Source organism: Candidatus Cloacimonadota bacterium, assembly GCA_021734245.1.
In the GTDB taxonomy this organism is placed as follows: domain Bacteria; phylum Cloacimonadota; class Cloacimonadia; order Cloacimonadales; family TCS61; genus B137-G9.
This window is the reverse complement of sequence record JAIPJH010000051.1, coordinates 1-22,335: the sequence shown is the minus strand read 5'-3', so window position 1 is coordinate 22,335 and position 22,335 is coordinate 1. Positions and strand designations below refer to the sequence as shown.

Below are 22,335 nucleotides of genomic sequence, written 5' to 3'. Positions count from 1 at the left end.
TGTAATTTGTTTCTTGACTCTTGTATAATAAATTAAAACCTAACAAAAAATATGGAAATTGAGGAGAAACTATGAAAAAATATATAGTTATTTTACTTATTTTATCTGCTGCTATTTGTTTGAATGCCCAAATTCCTGACCTATCGATCTGGAATAATATTCGGAACAGCGCTTACACAGCTGATGACTCGATGCATATTCGCTACGAAACAATCGACTTTCCGGGACTGGACACAAGTCTTTATTATTTTGATGGCACAGAATGGCAAAATAAAGAAATGAATTTATTCAATGGTTTAACCTACGAAGCAGTTATTCCTGCCCTTTATGGCGGAGCTCAGCCTTGTCGTTTCAAAACGGAAACTGATACTCTGGTTGCTATGATGCCGGCTCTTATCCAGAATGATGTTTTTCCACCTGATGCTGCCGAGATGAGTTTAGTTGCTCCCGATTCTGTGGGAGATTGCCTTGATCCTGATGCTGATAATCTTGATCTGATCGCAAACTATTTTGGTTATTCCGATTCCAGATTTTACAGCGGAATTTCAAACGTAAATAATTCCTTTCCCTTAAATAGCGGCGGCATGTTTCCAGATACTTATTATTTTTATGTTACCACAATTATAAATCCCGAAAATGTTCTCATCGATTCGGTGGGATATGCCATGATCTACTGCAATATTCCGGTCTTACTTCCTGCAGGATTATACCGGATAAATGGAACCGAAATAAGCTTCGATACTCTTGAACAAATCGGAAATATAGAGGCGCAAATTGTAGATGATCAATTGATCTTAGCCTGCGATCTGACAACGTTGACCAACGATGAATATTTTGGCGACTGGCCAAGTGTTTCCAAATCGCTCATCGTCGAAATGGTTACTGCCAAATTTGCTTTTCCCGATCTTTTTCTGTTCACCGATATGTCCAAGTTTTCTCTGCAATTCATCGATCAATACGTGATAGAACCTTTTACAAATGTATTGCCGGAAATCAGTGATGCTGATTATATGATAAATACTGCAAACTCAACCGTCTGGTTTAACTATTTTGATGAAAACGGTCATTTCCCATTAGTGGCAGAATTAAGTGTGAATGGAGAAATTTATGATTTTCTACCATTGGGTTTTGATTATTCAGAACCTGTAATTTTCGAAACTACTTTCCCATCTACAAATTGGAATGAAGCTACAATAATTATCAGCGATAATAATTTCGAATTCGTGGAAGAGACTGTGATAAACAACACTGGAATTGCGAATGGACAATTACCAACCACAAATTGTGAATTGACCAATTATCCCAATCCATTCAATCCCAGCACGACGATCAGTTTCAGCGTAACGCAAACGTCCCCGTTTGCGACAATTGAAATTTTTAATCTGAAAGGCCAGAAAGTGAAAACTTTTACGTTCCCAAGCGGGAGTTCAGCAACGAGAGAAGGAAAAAGTCATCCTGAGCCTGTCGAAGGATATGGCACATCACCGAGTTATTCTGTTGTTTGGAACGGTACCGATGATAACAACAAACCTGTTTCTTCGGGAATTTATTTTTATAAATTAAAATCACAGGATTTTGAAAAAACGAATAAATGTCTATTGCTGAAATAAAGGATTCAATATGAAGAACTTGATTTTGATTATTTTATTAATATCATCGATATCAAGTTGGTGCAATATTATAAATGTTCCAGCTGATCAACCGACAATCCAGGCAGGAATAGATGCAGCAGCAGATGCTGATACTGTACTTGTGCAACCGGGAACATACAACGAAAGTATAGATTTCCTTGGAAAAAACATTACGGTTGCCAGTTTGTATTATATTTATGAAGATCCAAGCTTCATTTATACAACAATCATATCGCATGGATATGTAGGTAGTGCAGTATCATTTATCCATGGAGAAGAAAATTCTGCGAAATTTATTGGTTTTACAATTTCCAATTGTGGTAGCGTTTTTGGTGGTGGAATAGTAATTGGCAATTACTCTAATCCAACCCTGGACAACCTTGTTATCACTGGAAACAATGCAGGTTCGGGTGGAGGAATATACTGTGTAAACTCAAATCCAATTTTAACTAACCTGACTATAACTGATAATGATGCTATAGGAATGCCTTCTTATGGTGGAGCCATCCATTTCGCAGATTGTGATGAAATCTTTATTGATAATTGTCAAATTTCTGGTAACAGTGCTGAAGACAACGGCGGTGGAATTTATGCAGTTAATTGTGGTGAAATAATAATTGAGCAATCAGAAATTATTAATAATAATTCTAGTTTATATGGAGCAGGAATTTATGCTGGAAACTGTGGATTGTTAAGTTTGGAAAATTGTGCCGTTACAGATAATGAGACTGGTGGTTCCGGCGGGAATTTCTGGTTAGATGATGTTATCTGTGATATTTCTAATTCAGTTATAAACGAAGGACATGCTTTTTCTTATGGTGGAGGATTTTTAATAGAGAACTCAGATTTGACTTTCAATGATATTGAAATGATATCCAATCATGCCAGTTTTGGTGGTGCAATTTATGCAACTGATTCCGAGATATTTATACAAAACGCATTAATGAGACACAACGGTGGAGAAAATGGAACTTTTGTAAAAGGAATTAATTCCGAAATGACTTGTATTAATTGTATTATTGCAGACCATGAATGTTATCAATATGGAATCATATTAGGTTCTACCCGATTAATTAATTCAGTTTTATATGGTAATAGTGCTCAAGAACCAAATGGAGATTTATTTGCTGGAGTTCATACGATAGTTAATTCAATAATCTGGAGTAATACTGAACCGTATTTTTCTGATATGACTGAAGTTCATTATTCCTGTGTGGAAAATGGCTGGAACGGAACTGGAAATATTATTTTAGATCCGCTTTTCATGAATCCCTTCGAATACGATTTCCATCTGCAGGATAACAGCCCCTGTATTGGTGCGGGAATTAATGAAATTGAAATAAACGGTATAACATATTTTGCTCCCGATTTTGATCTGGAAGGAAATGATCGTCCAGATCCAGTTGGTTCTATGCCGGATATGGGTGCTTATGAAAATCCGCTGGGAGAACCGCAGGTAGAAATCTCAAACAACCAGTTACCAACGACCAATTTACAATTGACCAATTATCCCAATCCATTCAATCCCAACACGACAATCAGTTTCAGCGTAACGCAAACGTCCCCGTTTGCGACAATTGAAATTTTTAATCTGAAAGGCCAGAAAGTAAAAACATTTACGTTCCCAAGCGGGAGTTCAGCAACGAGAGAAGGAAAAAGTCATCCTGAGCCTGTCGAAGGATATGGCACATCACCGAGTTATTCTGTTGTTTGGAACGGTGATGATGATTCTGGAAAACCTGTTTCCAGCGGAATTTATTTTGCTCGAATGAAAAATGGGAATAAAAATTTCACACGCAAAATGCTGTTGATGAAATAAATTTCCAATTTTCTTCTTTACTAACAATACTTGTTTTTCTGAAATGCCATAAGATTATTTCAAAGGAAAATATATGTTCATAGATTATTCGAGAATAAAAGTGCAATCCGGAAAAGGCGGCAATGGCTGCGTAAGTTTCCGGCGCGAGAAATTCGTAGCCAAAGGCGGACCAGACGGTGGTGACGGTGGCAAAGGTGGCGATGTTATCGCTGTGGGAAATGAAAATATAAACACCCTGGTAGCCTTCAGATACAATAAACTTTTCAAAGCAAAAAGTGGTCAACACGGACAGGGCAGCAACAGAACCGGAGCTACCGGAGAAAATATTTATTTAGACCTTCCGCTGGGAACAATTCTCTTCGATATTACCGACGGAAAACACGACAGAATTGGTGAAGTCATTGAACACGGACAAGAAATTGTGTTGGCAGAAGGTGGCAATGGGGGAAGGGGAAATGCTCGTTTTAAAAGTGCTACAAATCGTGCGCCCAGAACTGCCAAGCCAGGTGGAAATGCTGAGCTGAAAGAAATTGAATTGGAATTGAAATTGATGGCTGATGTCGGATTGGTCGGTTTTCCAAATGCCGGAAAATCAACTCTACTCAGCAAATTAAGTGATGCGCATCCCAAAATTGCCAATTACAAATTCACGACTTTAGAACCATCTCTGGGCGTTGTTCAGGTTAGCGATTATGAATCTTTCGTGATGGCAGATATTCCCGGAATCATCGAAGGTGCTCATGATGGAAAAGGATTGGGAGATCAATTCCTGCGTCATATTCAAAGAACCAGAACTCTGCTTTTCCTGATAGATATAAATTCCAACGATCCATTCCAAGATTATCAAGTTCTAAAGAAAGAACTGCACATGTACGACCCCTTCCTGGATAAAAAACCACACCTGATAGTATTAAGCAAAATGGACACTCTCCCCGAAGAGGATAAAAATGAAATGCTGAAACTACTCACACGGGAATTCGAAACAAATCTGCATGAACATGTTTATTCAATTTCATCGACCAGTGGTGAAAATCTAAATAAACTGAAAAGAACACTTTTTGAGATGATAAGAAAAGTTGATAAGGAATAATAAAAGCTTCCCTTTATAAGGGGAGATGCCGAAGGCAGAGGGGTTTTATAAAATTCATGATAAATATTATGATTTTATTTAATTTGCATTATGGCTGGTTTTAGTAAACCCCCTTTTAATTTCCCCCTTGCAAAGGGGGACTTAGTTCCTTTGTACAATGTTTTGGAGGTCTAAGTGAAACCAAAAATCTTTGTAACCCGACTTCTTCCCAAACCAGCGATGGAACTGCTGGAGACGACTTTCGAAGTAAAAGTAAATCCCCATGATCGCGTTCTAACTAAAGATGAGATTCTGGAAGGTACAAAATGGTGCGACATCCTGCTCTGTCTGCTCACAGATACCATCGATGCAGAGATAATCAAATGTAATCCGAAATTGAAAGCAATTGTAAATTATGCGGTTGGCTTCAATAACATCGATGTTAAAACCGCAACCAAACTGAAAATACCAGTTACAAATACCCCCGGTGTTCTTACCGAAACTACTGCTGATCTGACCTGGTCACTTATCATGTCTGTTTCACGCAATTTGTACAAATCTGAAAAGTTTCTACGTGATGGCAATTTCAAAGGTTGGGGACCAATGCTGCTTCTGGGAAGTGATATTCACGGCAAAACTCTGGGAATTATCGGCGCTGGTAGGATTGGAACAGCAGTAGCAAAACGAGCAGTCGGTTTTGACATGAAAATAATTTATACTGATATTAACGAAATGAAAGTAGATTTCCCAGTTGAAAAAATATCTCTGGATGAATTGCTGAAAGAAGCAGATTACGTTACCATACACGTTCCATTGCTTCCCGAAACAAAACATCTGATTGGAGAAAGAGAGCTGAAATTGATGAAAAATTCAGCTTATCTGATAAATTCTGCACGTGGTCCGATAGTTGATGAAAAAGTTTTGGCAAAAGCATTAAAAGAAGGCTGGATAGGAGGAGCAGGATTAGATGTTTATGAAAATGAACCGGAAGTAGAACCTGAACTTCTGGAATGTGAAAATGCTGTACTTCTGCCCCATCTGGGAAGTGCAACCTGGGAAACCAGAACCAACATGGGTTTGATCGCAGCTAAAAATGCCATTGCTATTTCTGAAGGTAAAATTCCACCCCAAATTGTAAATCAAGAAATATATGAGTGAATTGAAAAGAATCAAAGCCTGGCTGCAGCTGCTGGCAGCACCGGAAATCGGTAATGCCAAGACAATTAAATTAGCGGAAACTTTTGGGGAACCAGCTGAATTTCTTGGGAATTCAGGTGTATTTGAAATTGAAAACATTTCGGAAAAAACAAAAGAATTTCTAAAAAATCCTGCCGAACCAAAAGGCTGGGAAAGAGCGAAGAAACTGATAGAAAAATTTGAGATAAAATTCGTTTCTATTTTGGATGATAATTATCCTCAAATGCTGCGAAATATTTACGACCCTCCGCCTTTTTTGTTTTATCGTGGTAATCTGAACAAAGAAGATCTGCGCCGAACGATTGCTATTGTTGGAACCAGAAAAGCATCACCTTACGGTAAACAAATGGTTCAGGAAATTGGAATGAAACTGTCACAAGCTGGTTTCACGATAATCAGTGGTCTGGCTTATGGCATCGATGCAATAGCTCATATGAGTGCATTAAACCAGAATGGCAAAACTTATGCCGTGATGGGAACCGGAGTCGATCAGATCTATCCACCAGAAAATCGGGAAATCGCAGATGAGATAATAAAAACCGGAGCGATCATGTCGGAATACGTTCCCGGCAGCAGAGCAGAAAAATGGAATTTTCCCACCAGGAATCGCATTATCAGTGGTCTCAGTTTAGGAAGTTTCATCATCGAAGGTTCACGAAAAAGTGGTGCACTTCTCACGGCAAAATTTGCCATGGATCAAAATCGTGATGTTTTTGCTTTGCCCGGAGATATTAATCGTCCGCAGGCAGAAGGTCCGAACTATCTGATAAAACTCGGTGCAAAAATCGTTTCTTGTGCGCAAGATATTCTGGAAGAATACGATCTGATACTTGATGAACAAACCCGACTTTTTCCTGAACTAACCAGGCAGGAAGACAAAATCTATCAAATCCTACTGAATAACAAACCGGAAATGCATTTTGATAATCTCTTGGTTGCCAGTGGTTTGAATATCGGAGAATTATCCTCGATCCTTTTAAACCTGGAATTGAAAAACGTGATCAAGAAAACTCCAGGTAATAAGATCGTAGCGATGTATTGAACACTATTATATTCTGACTATTTTGTACTAAAATGCAAATTAGTCTTGAATTTTTTGTATTTCGGTGCAAAAAGGTCTTATTTCATATCGAAAGTTCTGATAAATATGATTCCGCTTTGCGGATTGCTATCTTATTCTTCAATCTTTCTTTTTTCAAATATCTAACCACTTGAGCTGCTGGAATTTTATATTTATCATGAAAATACCAGAGTGAATTGCTGATCGATTCATCAGATGTTTTTGCTTCCAATAATAAAATTGGGACATCATCTTCCACAAGACAGAAATCAACTTCCTTTTTCTCTTTGGTTCTAATATACTGAAGTCTGGCATTAATTCCTCTTGTATCCAAGAGATGCTGACAATGTTTCAGCAAGGAAACTGCCAGATAATTCTCAAATATTACACCTTCGTCTCCAATTACCATTCCAGTATCAAAAAAATACAATTTGGGTTCTTTTTTCAACGATCGTGCGATATTTCTGGAATACGGAGTTATCAGGAAAATGATGTATAATGATTCAAGAATCTGGATATATTTTTTTATGGTATGAGGAGATTTATCGAGATCTTGAGCTAATGAAAGATATGATAAAGGCGCTCCCACCCTATTCTGCAACAGCGTTATCAAGGTCTTCATAGTTTTAAGTTTCTGAATATTTTCGAAGTCCAGAATATCTTCTCTAATGAGACTATCGATATATAATGTTCTCCAGCGTTCTACTTCTTCCATATCTTCTGCCAGTAATGGCTCGGGAAATCCTCCACGGCCGATGAGAAAATCCAAAGAAAATTTTTGATCGGTCAGAGATTCTTGATAACTGAATGGAAGCAAATGATGAATAAAAAACCTTCCCGTCAGCGAATCACCGCTTTGGCGAAATGAATCCAGCCGTGCACTACCGGTTACAAGTATATGCAAATCCTCTGGCTTATTATCATAGATGCCTTTCAGATAATTTTTCCAGCCGGGCATTTTGTGAATTTCATCGAAGATAAGAAGATCTACGTTGGGACGCCAGCTTTCTTCCCTGATAATTTCCCGATCTTTTATGCTGTCATAATTCATATACAGAGGATGTTCATAATCTTTGGAAATCTCTTTTGCCAACCAGGTTTTACCAACTTGACGCGGTCCGACCAGAAAGACCATTTTCTTTTTCAGGTCATTTTTCATAAATTCTTTTTGAATTCTTTTCATGCGACCAAAATGTATTGCTATGCAAATTAGTCAAGACTATTTTGCATTTCAGTGCAATAATGTCGACAACTCTACCTGAACTTTTTCCTGAATATTTTCAATATTGAGCGATACTATTTTATTTTTTCACCTTTCTAAAATTTAAGATCAGATTTAAAATAATTCCAATTATAGCAGCTAATCCAAGTCCGCTCAATTCAAATTTTCCAATTTTAAATTCTGCTCCACCAAGTCCTAAAACCAGCATCACAGCACTTATCATCAATATCTTTGGATTGGTGAAATCAACTTTGTGATCCACCATATTTTTAATGCCGATCGACGAGATCATTCCAAACAATAAAATGGAAATTCCACCAATTACGGGAGCGGGAATGGTAGAGATAATTGCTGTAAATTTGGGAATGAAAGAAAGCAGGATAGCAAAGCAGGCTGCAATGCGCATAATCAGTGGATTATAAACTCCCGTTAATGCAACAGCTCCTGTATTTTCGCTGTATGTTGTATTGGCTGGACCACCGATAAGTGCAGAAAGAGATGTTGCTAAGCCATCTCCCAAAAGTGTTCTGTGAATTCCAGGTTTGGCGATGAAATCTTTTTCAACTACATTTCCAATAGCCAGAACATCACCAAAATGTTCCACGATCGTCACGATCGCAATTGGCACGATTATTGAAATTGAATGACCAGTAAATACAGGTAATGAAAAACTGGGAAGTCCAAACCAGGCAGCTTCTTGAATTGTCGTAAAATCAACAATTCCCAGAATAATGGAAAATATATAGCCAATGATAAGTGAAAGCAGAACAGGCAGCATCGAGATAAACTTCTTCCCGATCTTCTCAAAATATATTTTGATGAAAACTGCAGCAGCAAAAGTGACAAGAGCAACCAGCCAGCAGCCGTTCACTCCGATCTTATCAACGATATTTGCAGAATAAGTTCCATTAGAGTTCTCAATTGCTACAGGAGCCAGGATCAAACCTATCAGAACTATCATGGGTCCAGTTACATGAGGTGGTAAAATTCTATGTAGGATTTCCACATTCACAAATCGGAAAATTATTGCTACGATAACATACAAAAATCCTGCTACGAAAATTCCACCCAGAGCTTCCGGCAAAGACCCACCTTCTGATGTGGCTACAGCAATAATTCCCGGAATAAAAGCAAATGACGATCCTAGAAATACCGGAACCTGAAACTTGGTTATAATATGAAAAAGTAAAGTTCCCACACCGGCTGCAAATAAAGTAACTCCAACATCTAAGCCTGTCAGCAATGGAACTAAAACTGTTGCGCCAAACATAACAAAAGTGTGCTGCAAACCCATCACAATGTTTTTGCCGTTCAAATCTTTCATCTCTTCTCCTTCCCCATTTATTTTGAATTTGAATATTTTTCTTTTTCTTTGAAGTGTCAATTAGATTTTTGCTTCTAACAAGCTTCAAAACTTGACGGTTTAAATTCTATAAAAATTTTCTTTGGAAGTTTTTTATTGACTCAAATGGCCGTAAAGTAATCTAAAACCATGAGTGAAATAAAAACAAACGAATGCGAATTAGCCGGAAAAGTGGCTCAATGGTTCAATGAACAGATTAATAGGGTGAAATATCCCTTCACTTCTGTAGGTTGCGAAGCTGGAGTTTGAACTGAGAAGAACAACTCACGGCAAATGCCCAGCAGAAACTTCACAGTTGGAATGAAGCGGAGCAGATGGCAAAAGAGATTTTGGATGAGTATGGGATGAAGGTGTAATATGGAGCGATTTTATAAAAAATTTGACAACGAATTTGAAAAAATTAGTTTGTCTTCAGATTTTATAACCCCAGGAGCAATGCTCTTGGCCGCAAGGTTGCCGAAAGGCAACCTTAGCTTTTTAATATGAAAACAATAGTATATATTGATGGATTTAATTTTTACTATCTAACTTTAAAAAGGTCAAAATACAAATGGCTTGATTTTAAATCTTTATTCGAAAAGTTGTTATCTCAAAATGACATCATTAAAATCAAATATTTTACTGCTCATGTTTCAGGAAAATTTGATAAAGATAAGCCTAAAAGACAGCATAATTATTTGAATGCGCTGAAAGTACATATACCAGAAATTGAAATCATTAAAGGACATTTCCAAACACATGTAGTTAATATGCCAAAAGCTTCAAATCCAAAACAAAAAATTAATGTTCTAAAAACTGAAGAGAAATGTACAGATGTAAGTTTAGCTGTTCATCTTGTTAATGATGGATGGAAGGGTCTATATGATTGTGCAGTTGTGCCTTCAAATGATGGTGATCTTTTAGAAGCAATGAAAATTGTACACGATGAATTAAGATTATGTGTAGGTCTGGTTACACCGAGAAAAGCAAGAATTTCAAAATCATTACCAAAATATTCAACATTCCAGAAAAGAATAGGGAATAATCTTTTAAGGAACAGTCAATTACCAGATCCGATTCCAGATACTGATATCTTTAAACCTAAAGAATGGTAACAATTCTTCACATATACATCTTCATTTAAAGGGGACCAAATGACAAAACGCAAAACAAAAATTACCAGGAATTATCTGATGCACCCGGCAGGATCTGTGCTGATAGAAACAGGAAACACAAAAGTGATCTGTACTGTGATGATAGAAGAGAATATTCCATTTTTCCTGCGGGAAGCCGATCCGCCACAAGGTTGGCTGACAGCAGAATACAGTATGCTGCCTGGAGCTCCAAATCACCGTTTTCGTCGTGAACGCGGGAAAACTAATAGTCGTTCAACCGAAATTCAAAGATTGATTGGCAGAGCATTGCGCGCAGTTGTTGACATGACCAAATTTTCTGGAATTACTGTAAACATAGATTGTGATGTTTTGCAAGCTGACGGTGGAACCAGAACAGCAGCTATCACAGGAGCGTGTGTGGCACTTTGTGATGCTTTTTCCAAACTACTGAAAGATGGTTTGATCGAAGAAAATCCACTGAGAGAAATGATCGCAGCTATCAGCGTGGGAATCGTAGATGGAGAACCTGTTCTTGATTTGGATTATGAAAAAGATTCGCAAGCTGATGTGGATATGAATGTAGTAATGACGGAAAGTGGAAAATTTGTGGAAATTCAGGGAACTGCCGAAGCTGCACCATTCGATGATTCTGAACTCAAAATTATGCTGAAAGCTGCCAAAACAGGCATTAAACAACTTATCAAAGAACAGAAAAAAGCTCTTGAAAAATAGCTCTAACTCAATCGAGCACGTTTACATTCACGTGCCGTTCTGCCTGCAGAAATGCGGGTATTGCTCTTTTTATTCGGAAGTTTTTTCTATTGAAAGCAAACAGAAATATCTAAAATCACTTCTGAAGGAAATTGAGTTATTTCATCAACAATTCGAGATAAAACCAAAAACCATCTATTTCGGTGGTGGAACACCTTCCCTGCTTTCAAATAAAGAGATCAATTCGATTCTGAGGCAATTCGATCTTTCTCAAATTGAAGAGATAACTTTAGAAGCAAACCCCGTAACACTTACAGAAGATTATTCGAAAGCACTTTCTATAACTCCAGTCAATCGTATCAGTTTGGGAATTCAATCGTTTGATGATAAGGAATTAAAATTATTAGGAAGATTGCACAAGACAAAGCAAGCAGAATTTGCTATTAAAATTTTAAGAGAAAATGGATTTAGTAATATTTCTTTTGATTTGATTTATGGCCTTCCCAACCAGAAAATTGCAGATTTGAAATTTTCAATTGAGAAATTCATAGAACTTGATCCAAAGCATATTTCCACTTATTGTCTTAGTTTAGATGAGAATGTACCCTTGTTTTCAAAACGTGATAAAATTCCTGCTGATGATAAAGTCTCTGAATCCTACTTTTTGATTCGAGAAAAATTATTGGAAGCAGATTATCATCAATACGAGATTTCAAATTTTGCTAAACCTGGTTTTGAATCTAAACACAATTTATGTTATTGGAATGATAAATTTTATCTTGCTCTGGGCCCTGCTGCTTCGGGATATCTACCTTTCAAAAACGAAATGATCCGGCACACAGCTCCTTCTGATCTAAACAGATATATCGATCAGATCAAACAGAAAATTATTTGCGGGAATTATCAGAAGATCAGTCGGGAAGATCATGAAAAAGAATTTATTTTTCTGGCTTTTCGCAAAACTGAAGGTTTGAACCTGACAGAATTTCATAATAAGTTTAAAATTGATTTCACGAAAAAGTACAAATTAATCATTGAAAAATATTTGAAACAAAATTTGCTGGCAATAGAGAGTGATTTTATCAGGTTATCACCTGAAGCCTATTTCGTTTCAAACGAAATTCTGGCAGAGTTTATGTAATGTAAACACGAACACTCCTGTTCGTGGTGAAGACTTTCTCGTTCAAAAATGAATGAGATATAAAAAGGTATCACGATCTCTCCAGATCGTGTTGAGTTTTTCTCGTTCAGGAGTGAACAAGATACAGAAAGGTATTCGTGGTGAAGACTTTCTCGTTCAAAGTGAACGAGATACAAAGGAAATTTTATGAAATATATTTTAGTCATGTTATTAATCAGTCTGGCATTTTCATTGAATGCAGAGATACTCATCCCGATGGACTTGACGCAAACCAACCATTTAAAAGCTTATGGAATTGCTTTTACAGCCTTGCAGAAACAACTCACTGTAAAATGGCTACTGAATTATCGCGGAGGTTCGTGGATCATTCCATCTTCACAGGAAATTGAAGGATTGTGCAATATTCGCGGAGTAAGTTATGAGATAATTTCCGGCGGTGAAATTGCATCGATCACAGCAGAAATTGAAAAAGAAAACATGGATATAGTTGTTTTGGAAAAAGAACCGGAAATAGCTATTTATGCTCCTCCAAACGCTCAACCCTGGGATGATGCAGTTACTCTGGCTCTTACTTATGCCGAAATAGAATACGAAACCATTTTTGATGAAGAAGTTCTTTCCGGCAGTTTGGATAAATACGATTGGGTACATCTGCATCATGAAGATTTTACAGGACAATATGGAAAATTTTATGCCAGTTTTCGTAACTCGGCCTGGTATCAGGAAGACGTAAGGATAAATGAAGAAATTTCTGCAAAACTTGGTTTTGATAAAGTTTGGAAATTGAAGCATGCTGTAGTTGAAAAAATTCGTGAATATGTAAAAAATGGTGGATTCCTTTTTGCGATGTGCGCTGCTACAGATACTTTCGATATAGCTTTATCAGCCAGAAATGTGGATATCTGCGATTCAATTTTTGATGGTGATGGCATGGATCCGAATTATCAACAGAAATTAGATTTTACCCGTACTTTTGCTTTCCAGGATTTTACCTTGATCACCAATCCGTACCAATATGAATTTTCCAGCATTGATGCCAGTGATTATGCTAGATTACGGGGTGCAGAAGCAGATTATTTTTCGCTCTTTGATTTCTCGGCAAAATACGACCCTGTTCCCACCATGCTTACTCAATGTCATACAAATATGATCAATGGATTTTTAGGTCAAACGACTTCCTTTCACAAGCAATATGTAAAAAACAGCGTGATAATTCTGGGTGAAGTTCCAGAAATGGAAGAAGTAAAATATCTGCACGGAAACTTTGGGAAAGGAACTTTTACATTTTATGGTGGTCACGATCCGGAAGATTATCAGCATAAGATCGGCGATCCTGAAACTGTATTGGACCTGCACAAAAATTCACCAGGCTACAGATTGATTTTGAATAATATTCTATTTCCCGCAGCGGAGAAGAAAAAACTGAAAACATAATTTTAATCGAAAGAATTCCTCGCTGCTCTGCATCGGGGTTTTCCAAATTTTCTCCCCTGTTTGAGGGGAGATCCGGCAGTTGCCGGAGAGGGGTAAATAATGAAAATTCGATTTTCAGCTTGCTGAAACAAATTTAGCGAAATACACCTTGGCTCTGCCACGGTGATAGTCAAATTTAAGAATTTTCTTTATTACTAAAAAAAACTCACGGATTTTCACAGATAATCATAGATTAAACTTTGTAAATGGTAGATTCCCCTCTTGAATGACGTAATGAGCTTGACGAAGTAGGAGTGCAGCTTTAGTGGGGGTGTGTTAACCTATGTAACACTTATAAAATCCATTTCCTTACGGCAGAAATACCCTTTGCATAAAAACATTCTGCATAAAGAAAAGCGCAATATAAGCAATTATCGCAGAAGCAACCGGCGTCGTTATCCAACCCAGGCTTATTCTTCCCAGAATTCTGAAGTTTAGATTTTTTCCGCCTTTTGCCAAACTGATTCCCATCACAGCACCAACAACTGCCTGAGAACTGGAAACAGGAACCAGAGGAAGCGACGGCAACCCCATTGAGATCATTAGATTTTTAAGATCTTGTGACGCAAAAAGAAAAAGTACGATGGAACTTGCTAAAACAACTACTAAAGCCGAGATAGGAGAAAGTTTAAAAATTCCTGAACCGACGGTAAACATAACTTTTTTGGAATAAGTAAATACACCAGCAGCAATAGCAATTCCGCCTAATAAAAATAATTGTTGAATTCCTCCAAAATGTAGTACTCCCGAAATTGAGATATCCGTGAAAGGCGATGATTTCACAAAAACTCCCATCACGTTGGCAATATTATTCGCTCCCAAACTGTAAGAACCGAAAATTCCTGCTATTATCAATCCCGTACGAGTCATTGAATCCAAGCGAATAAGATGTATTTTAGAATTTTCCATGATCATCCTGAAAATATGAAAAATTATGAAAGCAAACAGAGCTGCTAAAACAGGAGAAAAAATCCAGGTTCCCAGAATTTTGGAAAGTGCAGAAAGGTCGGTAGCCGTTTCCGAAAAGAAATTCCAACCGATAATTGCGCCTACGATTGACTGCGAAGTAGAAACAGGAATGCCTGTTTTCGTCATCCAGAAAACGGTGACAGCAGCAGCCAGGGCCACGATAAAAGCTCCAGCCATCGTATCGATCGCACCCAGTTTTCCCAAAGTATGTGAAGCTCCAGAGCCACTAATAACCGCACCCAGAATAACGAAAATGCTGCAGACAATTGCAGCAGTACGAAAACGCAGCATTTTTGTACCAACTGCAGTTCCAAAAATATTTGCGGCATCGTTGGCACCCAAACTCCAGCCCAGGAATAATCCACTGGAAAGATAAAACAGGATTTTAATCATTTTTCAGCTTCCATCACATTCTTCGTTTTATGGCATAAATAGCCAGTCTTTCCGCCACCGATTCCGATTCATCAGAAATAAGAGCTATCTTTTCGGTATAATAACGCAGACTATTTTTTCTGGCAAGATCGCTAATTTCTTCACCACTGAAAATTTTGATTTTCAGAGCTTTTTCCACCTTGTCTGCTTCATGTTCATAAAAGTGCACTTTATTCACATAATCGTTCACTAGTTTCAATTCGGTAAAGAAGGCTCTGGCGCCTTTTGCCAGTTCATACATCGCTTTGTAGGAAAGTTCTATCAGCTCCAGGAAATCTTCTTTCATTTTTTTGGGAATTTCAGGTTTTTCGATGGAAAAATCTTCCATAACTTTTTCAGCTCTATCGATAACATCGTCGAGCGTTTCCAAAACTCCCAACACATCACCGCGTGATTCCGGAATGAGCATGTGAGTATAAATTTTATATTTGATATCTCGACGTAAAGTATCCGCTTTCGATTCCAATTCGATAAGATCGGTGCAATACTCTTCGAATCGATCAAATTTATCGTTCATATATGCTTTCAAGCCCTCCAACATAATAAGTGCCGCTTTCTCCACTCTATCGATATAACTATCCATGGAAGCTTGCAAATCTTTGGATCTGGAAAATATACTATTCAAAATTACCTCCCGATAACTTTTTAAAACTTCATAAATCTTTTATTTGGATAATAATGAGATTATTTTAAGTCAAGCTAATTTTGTCTTTCCTGCGAATAATTGCAACTTGTTGCATTAAAAATAATTTATCACTGGACAAACGAAACGTACTTAGCTTTTTGACACATGAAAAAATATATAGTTAAGTAGTTTGGGAGATTGTCATGGAAAAAGTCGATGAAAAAATCGAAAAAAATGAAGAAGTAACTGCATCCACTGAGGAGCAAAACGTAGAAAAACAGGAAGCGGTAGAAACAAAACCTGAAGAGAAACAAGAAACTCAGGAAGCTCCTGTTGAAGAAAAAAAAGAAGCTGCAGAAGAACCAGAAAAAGAAAAAAAAGAAGCTGCTGAAAAACCTGTAGAAACAAAAGAAACAAACAAAGAAATCACCGAAGATAAAACTGAAGAGACCAAAAAAATCACCGAAAATAAAACTGAAGAAACCAGAGAAGTCGCAGAAGAAAAAGCAGAAATGGAAACTGAGGAAAAGACTGAAACAGCTGAAGAAGAATCTGAAGACATTGAATTCGAACACATGTTGGAAGAATCTCTGGCAAACATTCAGGAATTGGAAGTAGGCGATAAAGTTACTGGTGAAATCATCAACATAACTGACTCTTTTATTTTTGTTACTTTGGGTGGCAAGCGTGATGCTTATGCAGAGAAAGCTGATTACACCGATAAAAAAGGGAAGCTTAAATATGAAGTTGGCGATAAACTGAGTGGATATATTGTAAAATATTCTGAAACTGAAACACTCATCGCCAAGAGTCTTCTTACTGTAAATCTGCGAGTTTTGGAAGAAGCTTATGAAGGTAAAATTCCTATTCGCGGCAAAGTAACTTCTCTTACAAAAGGTGGATATAATATTGATGTTTCTGGCATCAGAGTATTTTGTCCACTTTCTCATATCGATGCAAAAATGGTTGTAGATCCGCAACAATTCATCGGTGAAACATTTGATTTTCAAATAATCGACTTCAAAGATAATGGCAGAAACATTGTAGTTTCCCGCAAAGTTATTTTGGAAGAAGAATTAAATAAAAAGAAAAAAGAAACACTGGCTAAATTAGAAGTCGGCAGTGTTGTTCAAGGAAAAGTAACTCGACTTACCAGTTTTGGAGCATTTGTCGATCTGGGTGGAATTGATGGTCTATTACATATTTCTCAATTCTCCTGGTCTCATATCGAATCACCATCCGACGTTTTAAATATTGGCGATACAATCGAAGCAAAGATCATCAAAATGCAGAAAGAAAAGATCTCACTCAGCATGAAAGCTTTGCAGGAAAATCCAATTAACAAAGTTTATGATGAATTGCAGGAAGGTCAGGTAGTAAATTGCAAAGTACTTCGCAATTTACCTTTCGGCTCTTTTGTAGAGATCAAATCTGGCGTAGAAGGCCTGATTCCAATTAGTGAGATGGCTCGCGGACGTCGAATTGCTACTCCTGATGAAGTTGTAAAAGAAGGCGATCTGGTAGAAGCTCAGATCTTGAAAGTAAATCGTGAGAAGAAGAAAATTTCACTTTCCATGAAAAGATTGCAGCCCGATCCCTGGGATACATTGCAGCAGCAATTTTCTGAAAATGATATAGTAAATGGTGTGATAGAAAATATTGCCAGTTTTGGTGTTTTCATCAGGATTACCGAAGGTATTACAGGTCTTCTTCCAAATGTAAAATTGAAAGTTGCCGGAGAGAAAATTTCTAAAGACAATATTGGTCAGGAATATAAAGTTCGCATCGTCAAGATCGATCCTGTTCAAAAACGTGTTTCTCTGGAACCTTCCAGCATGCCGGAATCTGTAACCGAAACCAAAGATGACTGGAACAAATATAAAAAACACAAACCGAAGAAAAACGAAGTAATTGAAGATAATCCTTTCTCGCACTTGTAAGGATCATCAGATTATAAATAAAAAAGCCCTCGAATTTCGAGGGCTTTTGTTCTTTATGAACAATACAAAAATCAAAGACAAACTTAATCTATCGCCTTGGAACCTTTATTGCATACAAATAAATTGAGAAATATTTTTAGAAGGAGATTTAGATGAAATCAAAATTGAGTTTAGTTGTAGTTTTGCTGCTTGGTCTGTCTATTCTATCAGCCGCAACAATTCACAAAACTTTCTCGTTTTCTGATCCTGTTTTCGCAAAAACAGATGAATTTCACAAAGTTACGATCGAGGAATTGTCATACATTACAAAACCGGGAGAACCGCAACTTCCCAGCCTGCCGGTACAAATGCTGCTTCCTGCAGGAGAAAAAGCAATCGAGGTTGAAGTTAATTATTCCAGCAGCGAAATTCTGCCAGGAACATATAACGTCTATCCGTCACAAAGACAGTATCCAATGAATTATGATGGTGATATTGAATTTGATCAACCGGAACCAGCAATATATAATCGCAATGCATTTTTCCCTGAGAACCTGACAACCGAATTTACAACTCAATATCTGAGAGGGCATTCTATTGCACTTATGAATTTATTTCCAATTCAATATAACCCACAAACTGGAGAAGTAAAATTTTATGGTGAATTGAACGTAACGGTTCGAACCCAAACAGACAGCGAAGCGCAAACTGCTTTCAATAATTTCTACAGAGCAGATAACAGCACGCAGGAAAGGCTTTCATATTTGGTTTGCAATAGTGAAGAGTTGGTACAATATCCTTCCACAGATAATAGCAGAGACGTTGATGATTATGAATATATTATTATTACTCCCAATCAATTTCTGATAGATTTGAATTCTTTCATTTCTTTTAAAGAAAGTCAGGGATACCATCTTTATACGAAAACAACCGAAGATATTTATGCTGAATATTCAGGAACTGATATCGCTGATCAGATCAGAAATTTTATTGTAGAAGCATATCAGACGATGGGGGCTCAATTTGTTCTTCTGGTGGGCGATACCTCCCTTCTTCCGCATCGAGGTTTTTGGATCAATGCCGGCGGAACCGTAGATTATGGTATTCCATCAGAATTATATTATGAAGGATTAGACAGAGTAGGAACCGGAACAGGTCCAGATTGGAACGTAGATGGAGATGGTCAGTGGGGAGAAACCTCTGAAGCAGATTTCTTCACCGAAGTTCATGTAGGAAGATTATCTGTTGAAAACTCTGTGGAATTAGCTGCAGCTGTAAATAAGCAGATAATGTATCAGGATCAACCTGTGGGTGATCAATTGGAAAATGTGCTGACTGTAGGCGAACAATTGAATGACAATCCAGTTACCTGGGGTGGAACTTACAAAGATGAGATCATCACCGGTGGTAATTTCAACGGTTATTCCACTGTAGGAATGCCGGCAAATCTAAATGTTCAAACCCTGTATGAACGGGATGGATACTGGAGTGCACCTGATTTAGCGACTCATATGAATTCAGGATTGAATATTCTGAATCATCTTGGACATTCTAATGTAGATTATAACATGAAATTTTATAACACTTCTGTTACAAATACAACTCTTACTGCCAACGGAATTGATAATAATTATTTCCTGATCTATTCTCAGGGCTGTCTGCCGGCAGCGATTGAGCAAAACTGTATTGCCGAAAAATTTACTACAATTGAAAACGGTTGTGCAGCTTTTGTGGGAAATTCACGTTATGGCTGGTATTCTCCTGGTGGAACAAATTCCAGTTCTCAATATATGGACCGTCAATTTTTCAATGCACTTTTCGATACTGATATTTCTAAAATCAGTAGTTTGAATGCTGCTTCCAAAGAGATTGGAGCAAGTCAGTGTTATACCAGCGAATGGTTCCGCTGGAGTTATTACTGTCTGCTGGTTCTGGGTGATCCAACCTTGGATATCTGGACTGCTCAACCTGCAGATCCTGTAGTAACTTATCAACCCAGCATTCCGATGGGAACTTCTGAAATTCCATTCCAGACTGATATTCCTTTTGCCAGAATTGGTCTGATGCAGAATGGAGAATTGATCGGTCGTGCAGTGGCAGACGAATATGGTGATGTACTTTTAGAAACTTTCGAGCCAGTTCTTTCTCCAGAAGAAATCACAGTTTCCATAATCGGTCATAACAAAAACAGACATTCCGGAAGCATGGTCGTTATTTCCAACGAACCTTATGTTATTTTCGATTCTTATGAAATTAATGATACAACTGGAAATAATAATGGAGAACCAGATTATAACGAAAGTATCAGTTTGGATGTCACTTTGAACAACCTGGGTAATCAACCGACAACCAACGTTACTGCTGTAATATCTACAGATGATGATTACATAACAATTACTGATGATTCTGAAATTTATGGAGATTTTGCGATTAACCAACTTATCACCATCGATGATGCATTCAGCCTGGATATCGCAGAATTGATCCCGGATCAGCATGTTGTAGAATTTATTGTGGAAGTCACAGGATCAGCTGACGAGACTTGGACTTCTAATTTCAATTTGATTTTAAACGCACCTGAACTTGCTGCGGATAATATGTTCGTGAACGACAGCAATGGCAACAACAACGGAATACTCGATCCCGGAGAAACAGCTACAATTATAATTAATACAGAAAATATCGGTCATGCTGTAAGCCCTGATGCAATGGCTGGATTGGTTAGTAACAACGCACTTGTAACGCTTACTAACTCAGTTTCCATACTGGGTCCGATCAATGCGCAGGGTAGTGCAAATGCTACTTACGAAGTTACAGCCGATGCTTCTATTGAAATTGGCACTCTGGTCGAGTTCAATTTTGCGGTTTTTGCTGGTGAATATCTTCTGGAAAAGACTTTTACCCACCAAGTCGGTCTTATTGCTGAAAACTTTGAAACAGCAGATTTCAATGCTTTCCCCTGGGAATTTACAGGTCATTCCGACTGGGAAATTTCCGATGGAGCTTATGAAGGAACTTATTGCGCAATGTCTGGTCAAATTGGCCATAATCAGAATTCTGGTTTACGCTTGGAAATCGACGTTGTTGCACCAGGAGATCTTAGTTTTTATAGAACAGTTTCTTCCGAACTAAATTATGATTATCTTAAATTCTATCTGGATGGAAACCTGGTAGAAGAATGGAGCGGTGATGTGGCCTGGGAACAGGAAATAATTTCTCTCGATGTTGGAAATCATATACTGGAATGGAAATATGTGAAAGATCAAGGTGTAGCCGGCGGAACTGATTGCGCCAGAATTGACTACATAATCTTCCCGCCTCTGGGCATTATTTTCCCGCCAATGATAAACATCGATCCTAACCTGATCACTACCGAAATCCCAGTAAACACAATTCAAAATGAAATGATGGAAATTTCCAATATTGGTGGTGAAATCCTGAATTATTCCATTTCCACAACCAATTCCCCTGCCTGGCTTTCTTTCGATCCTGAAACAGGGAGTTTAGCTGCTGGCGAGATGGATGAAATTACCTTGATCTTTGATTCAAACGGTTTAACTGCCGGTTCTTACAACAGTGCTTTGCTTATAGATGATGGCATTGGAAATCAACATATCGTTCCAGTTACAATGACAGTTACAGCCACAGGAAACGGAAACGACCTGATACCATTGACAACAGAACTTTATGGAAATCATCCCAATCCTTTCAATCCAACTACCGAAATAGGTTATGGACTGAACATTGATTCCAAAGTAGCTTTGAACATATACAACATCAAAGGTCAAAAGGTTAAAACGCTGATCAATGATGTTCAAGATGCCGGATATCATACAATAGAATGGAAAGGGCTGGACGATGAAAATAAGCAAGTTACCAGTGGAGTATATTTCTATGAATTCCGTGTGTATGAAACCGATTATACAAGCATTAAAAAAATGATCTTATTAAAATAAAGTAACCTCTCCTAACCCAATCCCAAGGTTACTTTGCGCCTGAATTTATTTTCAGGCGCTTTTTTCATGTTGTAATTAGTTTATTCCACAAGTAGTATATGCAGTTATTTGACATTAATTTTTTCAGGATTTCCACAACAATCAGCTTCAACGTAACGCAAAGCTCTGCCTTTGTGACTCTGGAAATCTTCAACATCAAAGGTCAACAAGTGAAAATACTATTGAATTCACTACTTTCTGCTGGTCACTATGAATGCATCTGGAGCGGTAAAGACAACAGTAATAAAAGCGTATCTTCAGGCGAATATTTCGCAAGGCTTAAAGTGAATGGAGAAGAAATTGATGTGAGGAAAATGCTGCTGCTTCGTTAGTACTACGAAGGGCAAGTGTTGGTGAAATTATTTGACACATTCCAAATGAATATCAAATTCGGCATATAATTTATCGGGGGAGAAAATGATTGATGCAAATATGATAAAAGAAATTAAACATACTGGTTCTACCCCCCCCCCATTTATTTTTATTAAAATATTATATTGCAGCACTTTATAAACATGGGTTTGCTCTACAACTCGATAAAAAACACAATTTACTTTCGCGCACCGGAATCTGGAAATTACCCTGAGTATCTCTCTGTGATCAGTTTTTTCGATC

Annotated in this window: 16 protein-coding genes; 12 read left to right on the top strand and 4 right to left on the bottom strand. The window is 37.6% G+C overall.

The features are described 5' to 3' along the window. Positions 1–71 precede the first annotated feature (71 nt). The 5 genes from K9N40_08755 (at position 72) to dprA (ending at position 6,758) form a co-directional block, all read left to right on the top strand. Positions 72–1,610: a hypothetical protein gene (locus K9N40_08755; GenBank protein ID MCF7814556.1), complete on the top strand. Its 1,539-nt coding sequence runs from the start codon at positions 72–74 to the stop codon at positions 1,608–1,610. A gap of 10 nt (positions 1,611–1,620) precedes the next feature. Further along, a complete protein-coding gene (locus tag K9N40_08750; GenBank protein MCF7814555.1) occupies positions 1,621–3,450 on the top strand; it encodes a hypothetical protein in 1,830 nt (609 codons plus the stop codon). A gap of 73 nt (positions 3,451–3,523) precedes the next feature. Beyond that, positions 3,524–4,540 (top strand): GTPase ObgE, encoded by a 1,017-nt coding sequence (obgE, locus tag K9N40_08745; GenBank protein MCF7814554.1) that lies wholly within the window; start codon positions 3,524–3,526, stop codon positions 4,538–4,540. Positions 4,541–4,714: 174 nt separating this feature from the next. Continuing rightward, positions 4,715–5,677, top strand: a complete 963-nt coding sequence (locus tag K9N40_08740) for a D-glycerate dehydrogenase (GenBank protein MCF7814553.1) — start codon at positions 4,715–4,717, stop codon at positions 5,675–5,677. Further along, entirely contained in the window at positions 5,670–6,758 is a 1,089-nt protein-coding gene (dprA, locus tag K9N40_08735) for a DNA-processing protein DprA (protein ID MCF7814552.1), read from the top strand. Before K9N40_08740 ends, dprA begins: the two co-directional genes overlap by 8 nt. 82 nt (positions 6,759–6,840) lie before the next feature. Here dprA and K9N40_08730 read toward each other — a convergent pair whose 3' ends face one another. After that, positions 6,841–7,959 (bottom strand): ATP-binding protein, encoded by a 1,119-nt coding sequence (locus K9N40_08730; GenBank protein ID MCF7814551.1) that lies wholly within the window; start codon positions 7,957–7,959, stop codon positions 6,841–6,843. A 118-nt stretch (positions 7,960–8,077) separates the two neighbouring features. Next, entirely contained in the window at positions 8,078–9,322 is a 1,245-nt protein-coding gene (locus K9N40_08725) for a uracil-xanthine permease family protein (protein MCF7814550.1), read from the bottom strand. A 521-nt stretch (positions 9,323–9,843) separates the two neighbouring features. Here K9N40_08725 and K9N40_08720 point away from each other — a divergent pair. The 4 genes from K9N40_08720 to K9N40_08705 all read left to right on the top strand — a co-directional run bounded on the left by K9N40_08720 (position 9,844) and on the right by K9N40_08705 (position 13,741). Continuing rightward, positions 9,844–10,455: an NYN domain-containing protein gene (locus tag K9N40_08720; protein MCF7814549.1), complete on the top strand. Its 612-nt coding sequence runs from the start codon at positions 9,844–9,846 to the stop codon at positions 10,453–10,455. A 39-nt stretch (positions 10,456–10,494) separates the two neighbouring features. Continuing rightward, positions 10,495–11,187 carry a ribonuclease PH gene (gene rph, locus K9N40_08715; protein ID MCF7814548.1) on the top strand — a complete coding sequence of 231 codons (693 nt, stop codon included), beginning with the start codon at positions 10,495–10,497 and terminating at the stop codon, positions 11,185–11,187. After that, complete coding sequence (hemW, locus tag K9N40_08710) at positions 11,177–12,307, top strand: radical SAM family heme chaperone HemW (protein MCF7814547.1); 1,131 nt, start codon at positions 11,177–11,179, stop codon at positions 12,305–12,307. Before rph ends, hemW begins: the two co-directional genes overlap by 11 nt. Positions 12,308–12,493: 186 nt before the next feature. Continuing rightward, on the top strand, positions 12,494–13,741 hold the full coding sequence (locus K9N40_08705) for an asparagine synthetase B (protein ID MCF7814546.1): 1,248 nt from the start codon (positions 12,494–12,496) through the stop codon (positions 13,739–13,741). Between the two features lie 348 nt (positions 13,742–14,089). Here the strand turns inward: K9N40_08705 and K9N40_08700 are convergent, their stop codons facing one another. Next, positions 14,090–15,142, bottom strand: coding sequence for an inorganic phosphate transporter (locus tag K9N40_08700; protein ID MCF7814545.1), 1,053 nt, complete (start codon positions 15,140–15,142; stop codon positions 14,090–14,092). Between the two features lie 13 nt (positions 15,143–15,155). Further along, complete coding sequence (locus K9N40_08695) at positions 15,156–15,806, bottom strand: DUF47 family protein (GenBank protein ID MCF7814544.1); 651 nt, start codon at positions 15,804–15,806, stop codon at positions 15,156–15,158. Between the two features lie 203 nt (positions 15,807–16,009). Here K9N40_08695 and K9N40_08690 point away from each other — a divergent pair, with 203 nt between their 5' ends. The 3 genes from K9N40_08690 (at position 16,010) to K9N40_08680 (ending at position 22,052) form a co-directional block, all read left to right on the top strand. Further along, a complete protein-coding gene (locus K9N40_08690) occupies positions 16,010–17,746 on the top strand; it encodes a S1 RNA-binding domain-containing protein (protein ID MCF7814543.1) in 1,737 nt (578 codons plus the stop codon). Positions 17,747–17,898: 152 nt separating this feature from the next. Next, positions 17,899–21,681 (top strand): hypothetical protein, encoded by a 3,783-nt coding sequence (locus K9N40_08685; GenBank protein MCF7814542.1) that lies wholly within the window; start codon positions 17,899–17,901, stop codon positions 21,679–21,681. A gap of 98 nt (positions 21,682–21,779) precedes the next feature. Next, positions 21,780–22,052, top strand: coding sequence for a hypothetical protein (locus K9N40_08680; GenBank protein MCF7814541.1), 273 nt, complete (start codon positions 21,780–21,782; stop codon positions 22,050–22,052). The last annotated feature ends 283 nt before the right edge of the window (positions 22,053–22,335 follow it).

Bases quoted from the DNA above. Each gene is read 5' to 3' on its own strand.
- K9N40_08755 (MCF7814556.1), top strand. From the start codon at position 72: ATGAAAAAATATATAGTTATTTTACTTATTTTATCTGCTGCTATTTGT.
- K9N40_08750 (MCF7814555.1), top strand. From the start codon at position 1,621: ATGAAGAACTTGATTTTGATTATTTTATTAATATCATCGATATCAAGT.
- obgE (MCF7814554.1), top strand. From the start codon at position 3,524: ATGTTCATAGATTATTCGAGAATAAAAGTGCAATCCGGAAAAGGCGGC.
- dprA (MCF7814552.1), top strand. From the start codon at position 5,670: ATGAGTGAATTGAAAAGAATCAAAGCCTGGCTGCAGCTGCTGGCAGCA.
- K9N40_08730 (MCF7814551.1), bottom strand. From the start codon at position 7,959: ATGAAAAGAATTCAAAAAGAATTTATGAAAAATGACCTGAAAAAGAAA.
- K9N40_08725 (MCF7814550.1), bottom strand. From the start codon at position 9,322: ATGAAAGATTTGAACGGCAAAAACATTGTGATGGGTTTGCAGCACACT.
- K9N40_08720 (MCF7814549.1), top strand. From the start codon at position 9,844: ATGAAAACAATAGTATATATTGATGGATTTAATTTTTACTATCTAACT.
- rph (MCF7814548.1), top strand. From the start codon at position 10,495: ATGACAAAACGCAAAACAAAAATTACCAGGAATTATCTGATGCACCCG.
- K9N40_08705 (MCF7814546.1), top strand. From the start codon at position 12,494: ATGAAATATATTTTAGTCATGTTATTAATCAGTCTGGCATTTTCATTG.
- K9N40_08700 (MCF7814545.1), bottom strand. From the start codon at position 15,142: ATGATTAAAATCCTGTTTTATCTTTCCAGTGGATTATTCCTGGGCTGG.
- K9N40_08690 (MCF7814543.1), top strand. From the start codon at position 16,010: ATGGAAAAAGTCGATGAAAAAATCGAAAAAAATGAAGAAGTAACTGCA.
- K9N40_08685 (MCF7814542.1), top strand. From the start codon at position 17,899: ATGAAATCAAAATTGAGTTTAGTTGTAGTTTTGCTGCTTGGTCTGTCT.
- K9N40_08680 (MCF7814541.1), top strand. From the start codon at position 21,780: ATGCAGTTATTTGACATTAATTTTTTCAGGATTTCCACAACAATCAGC.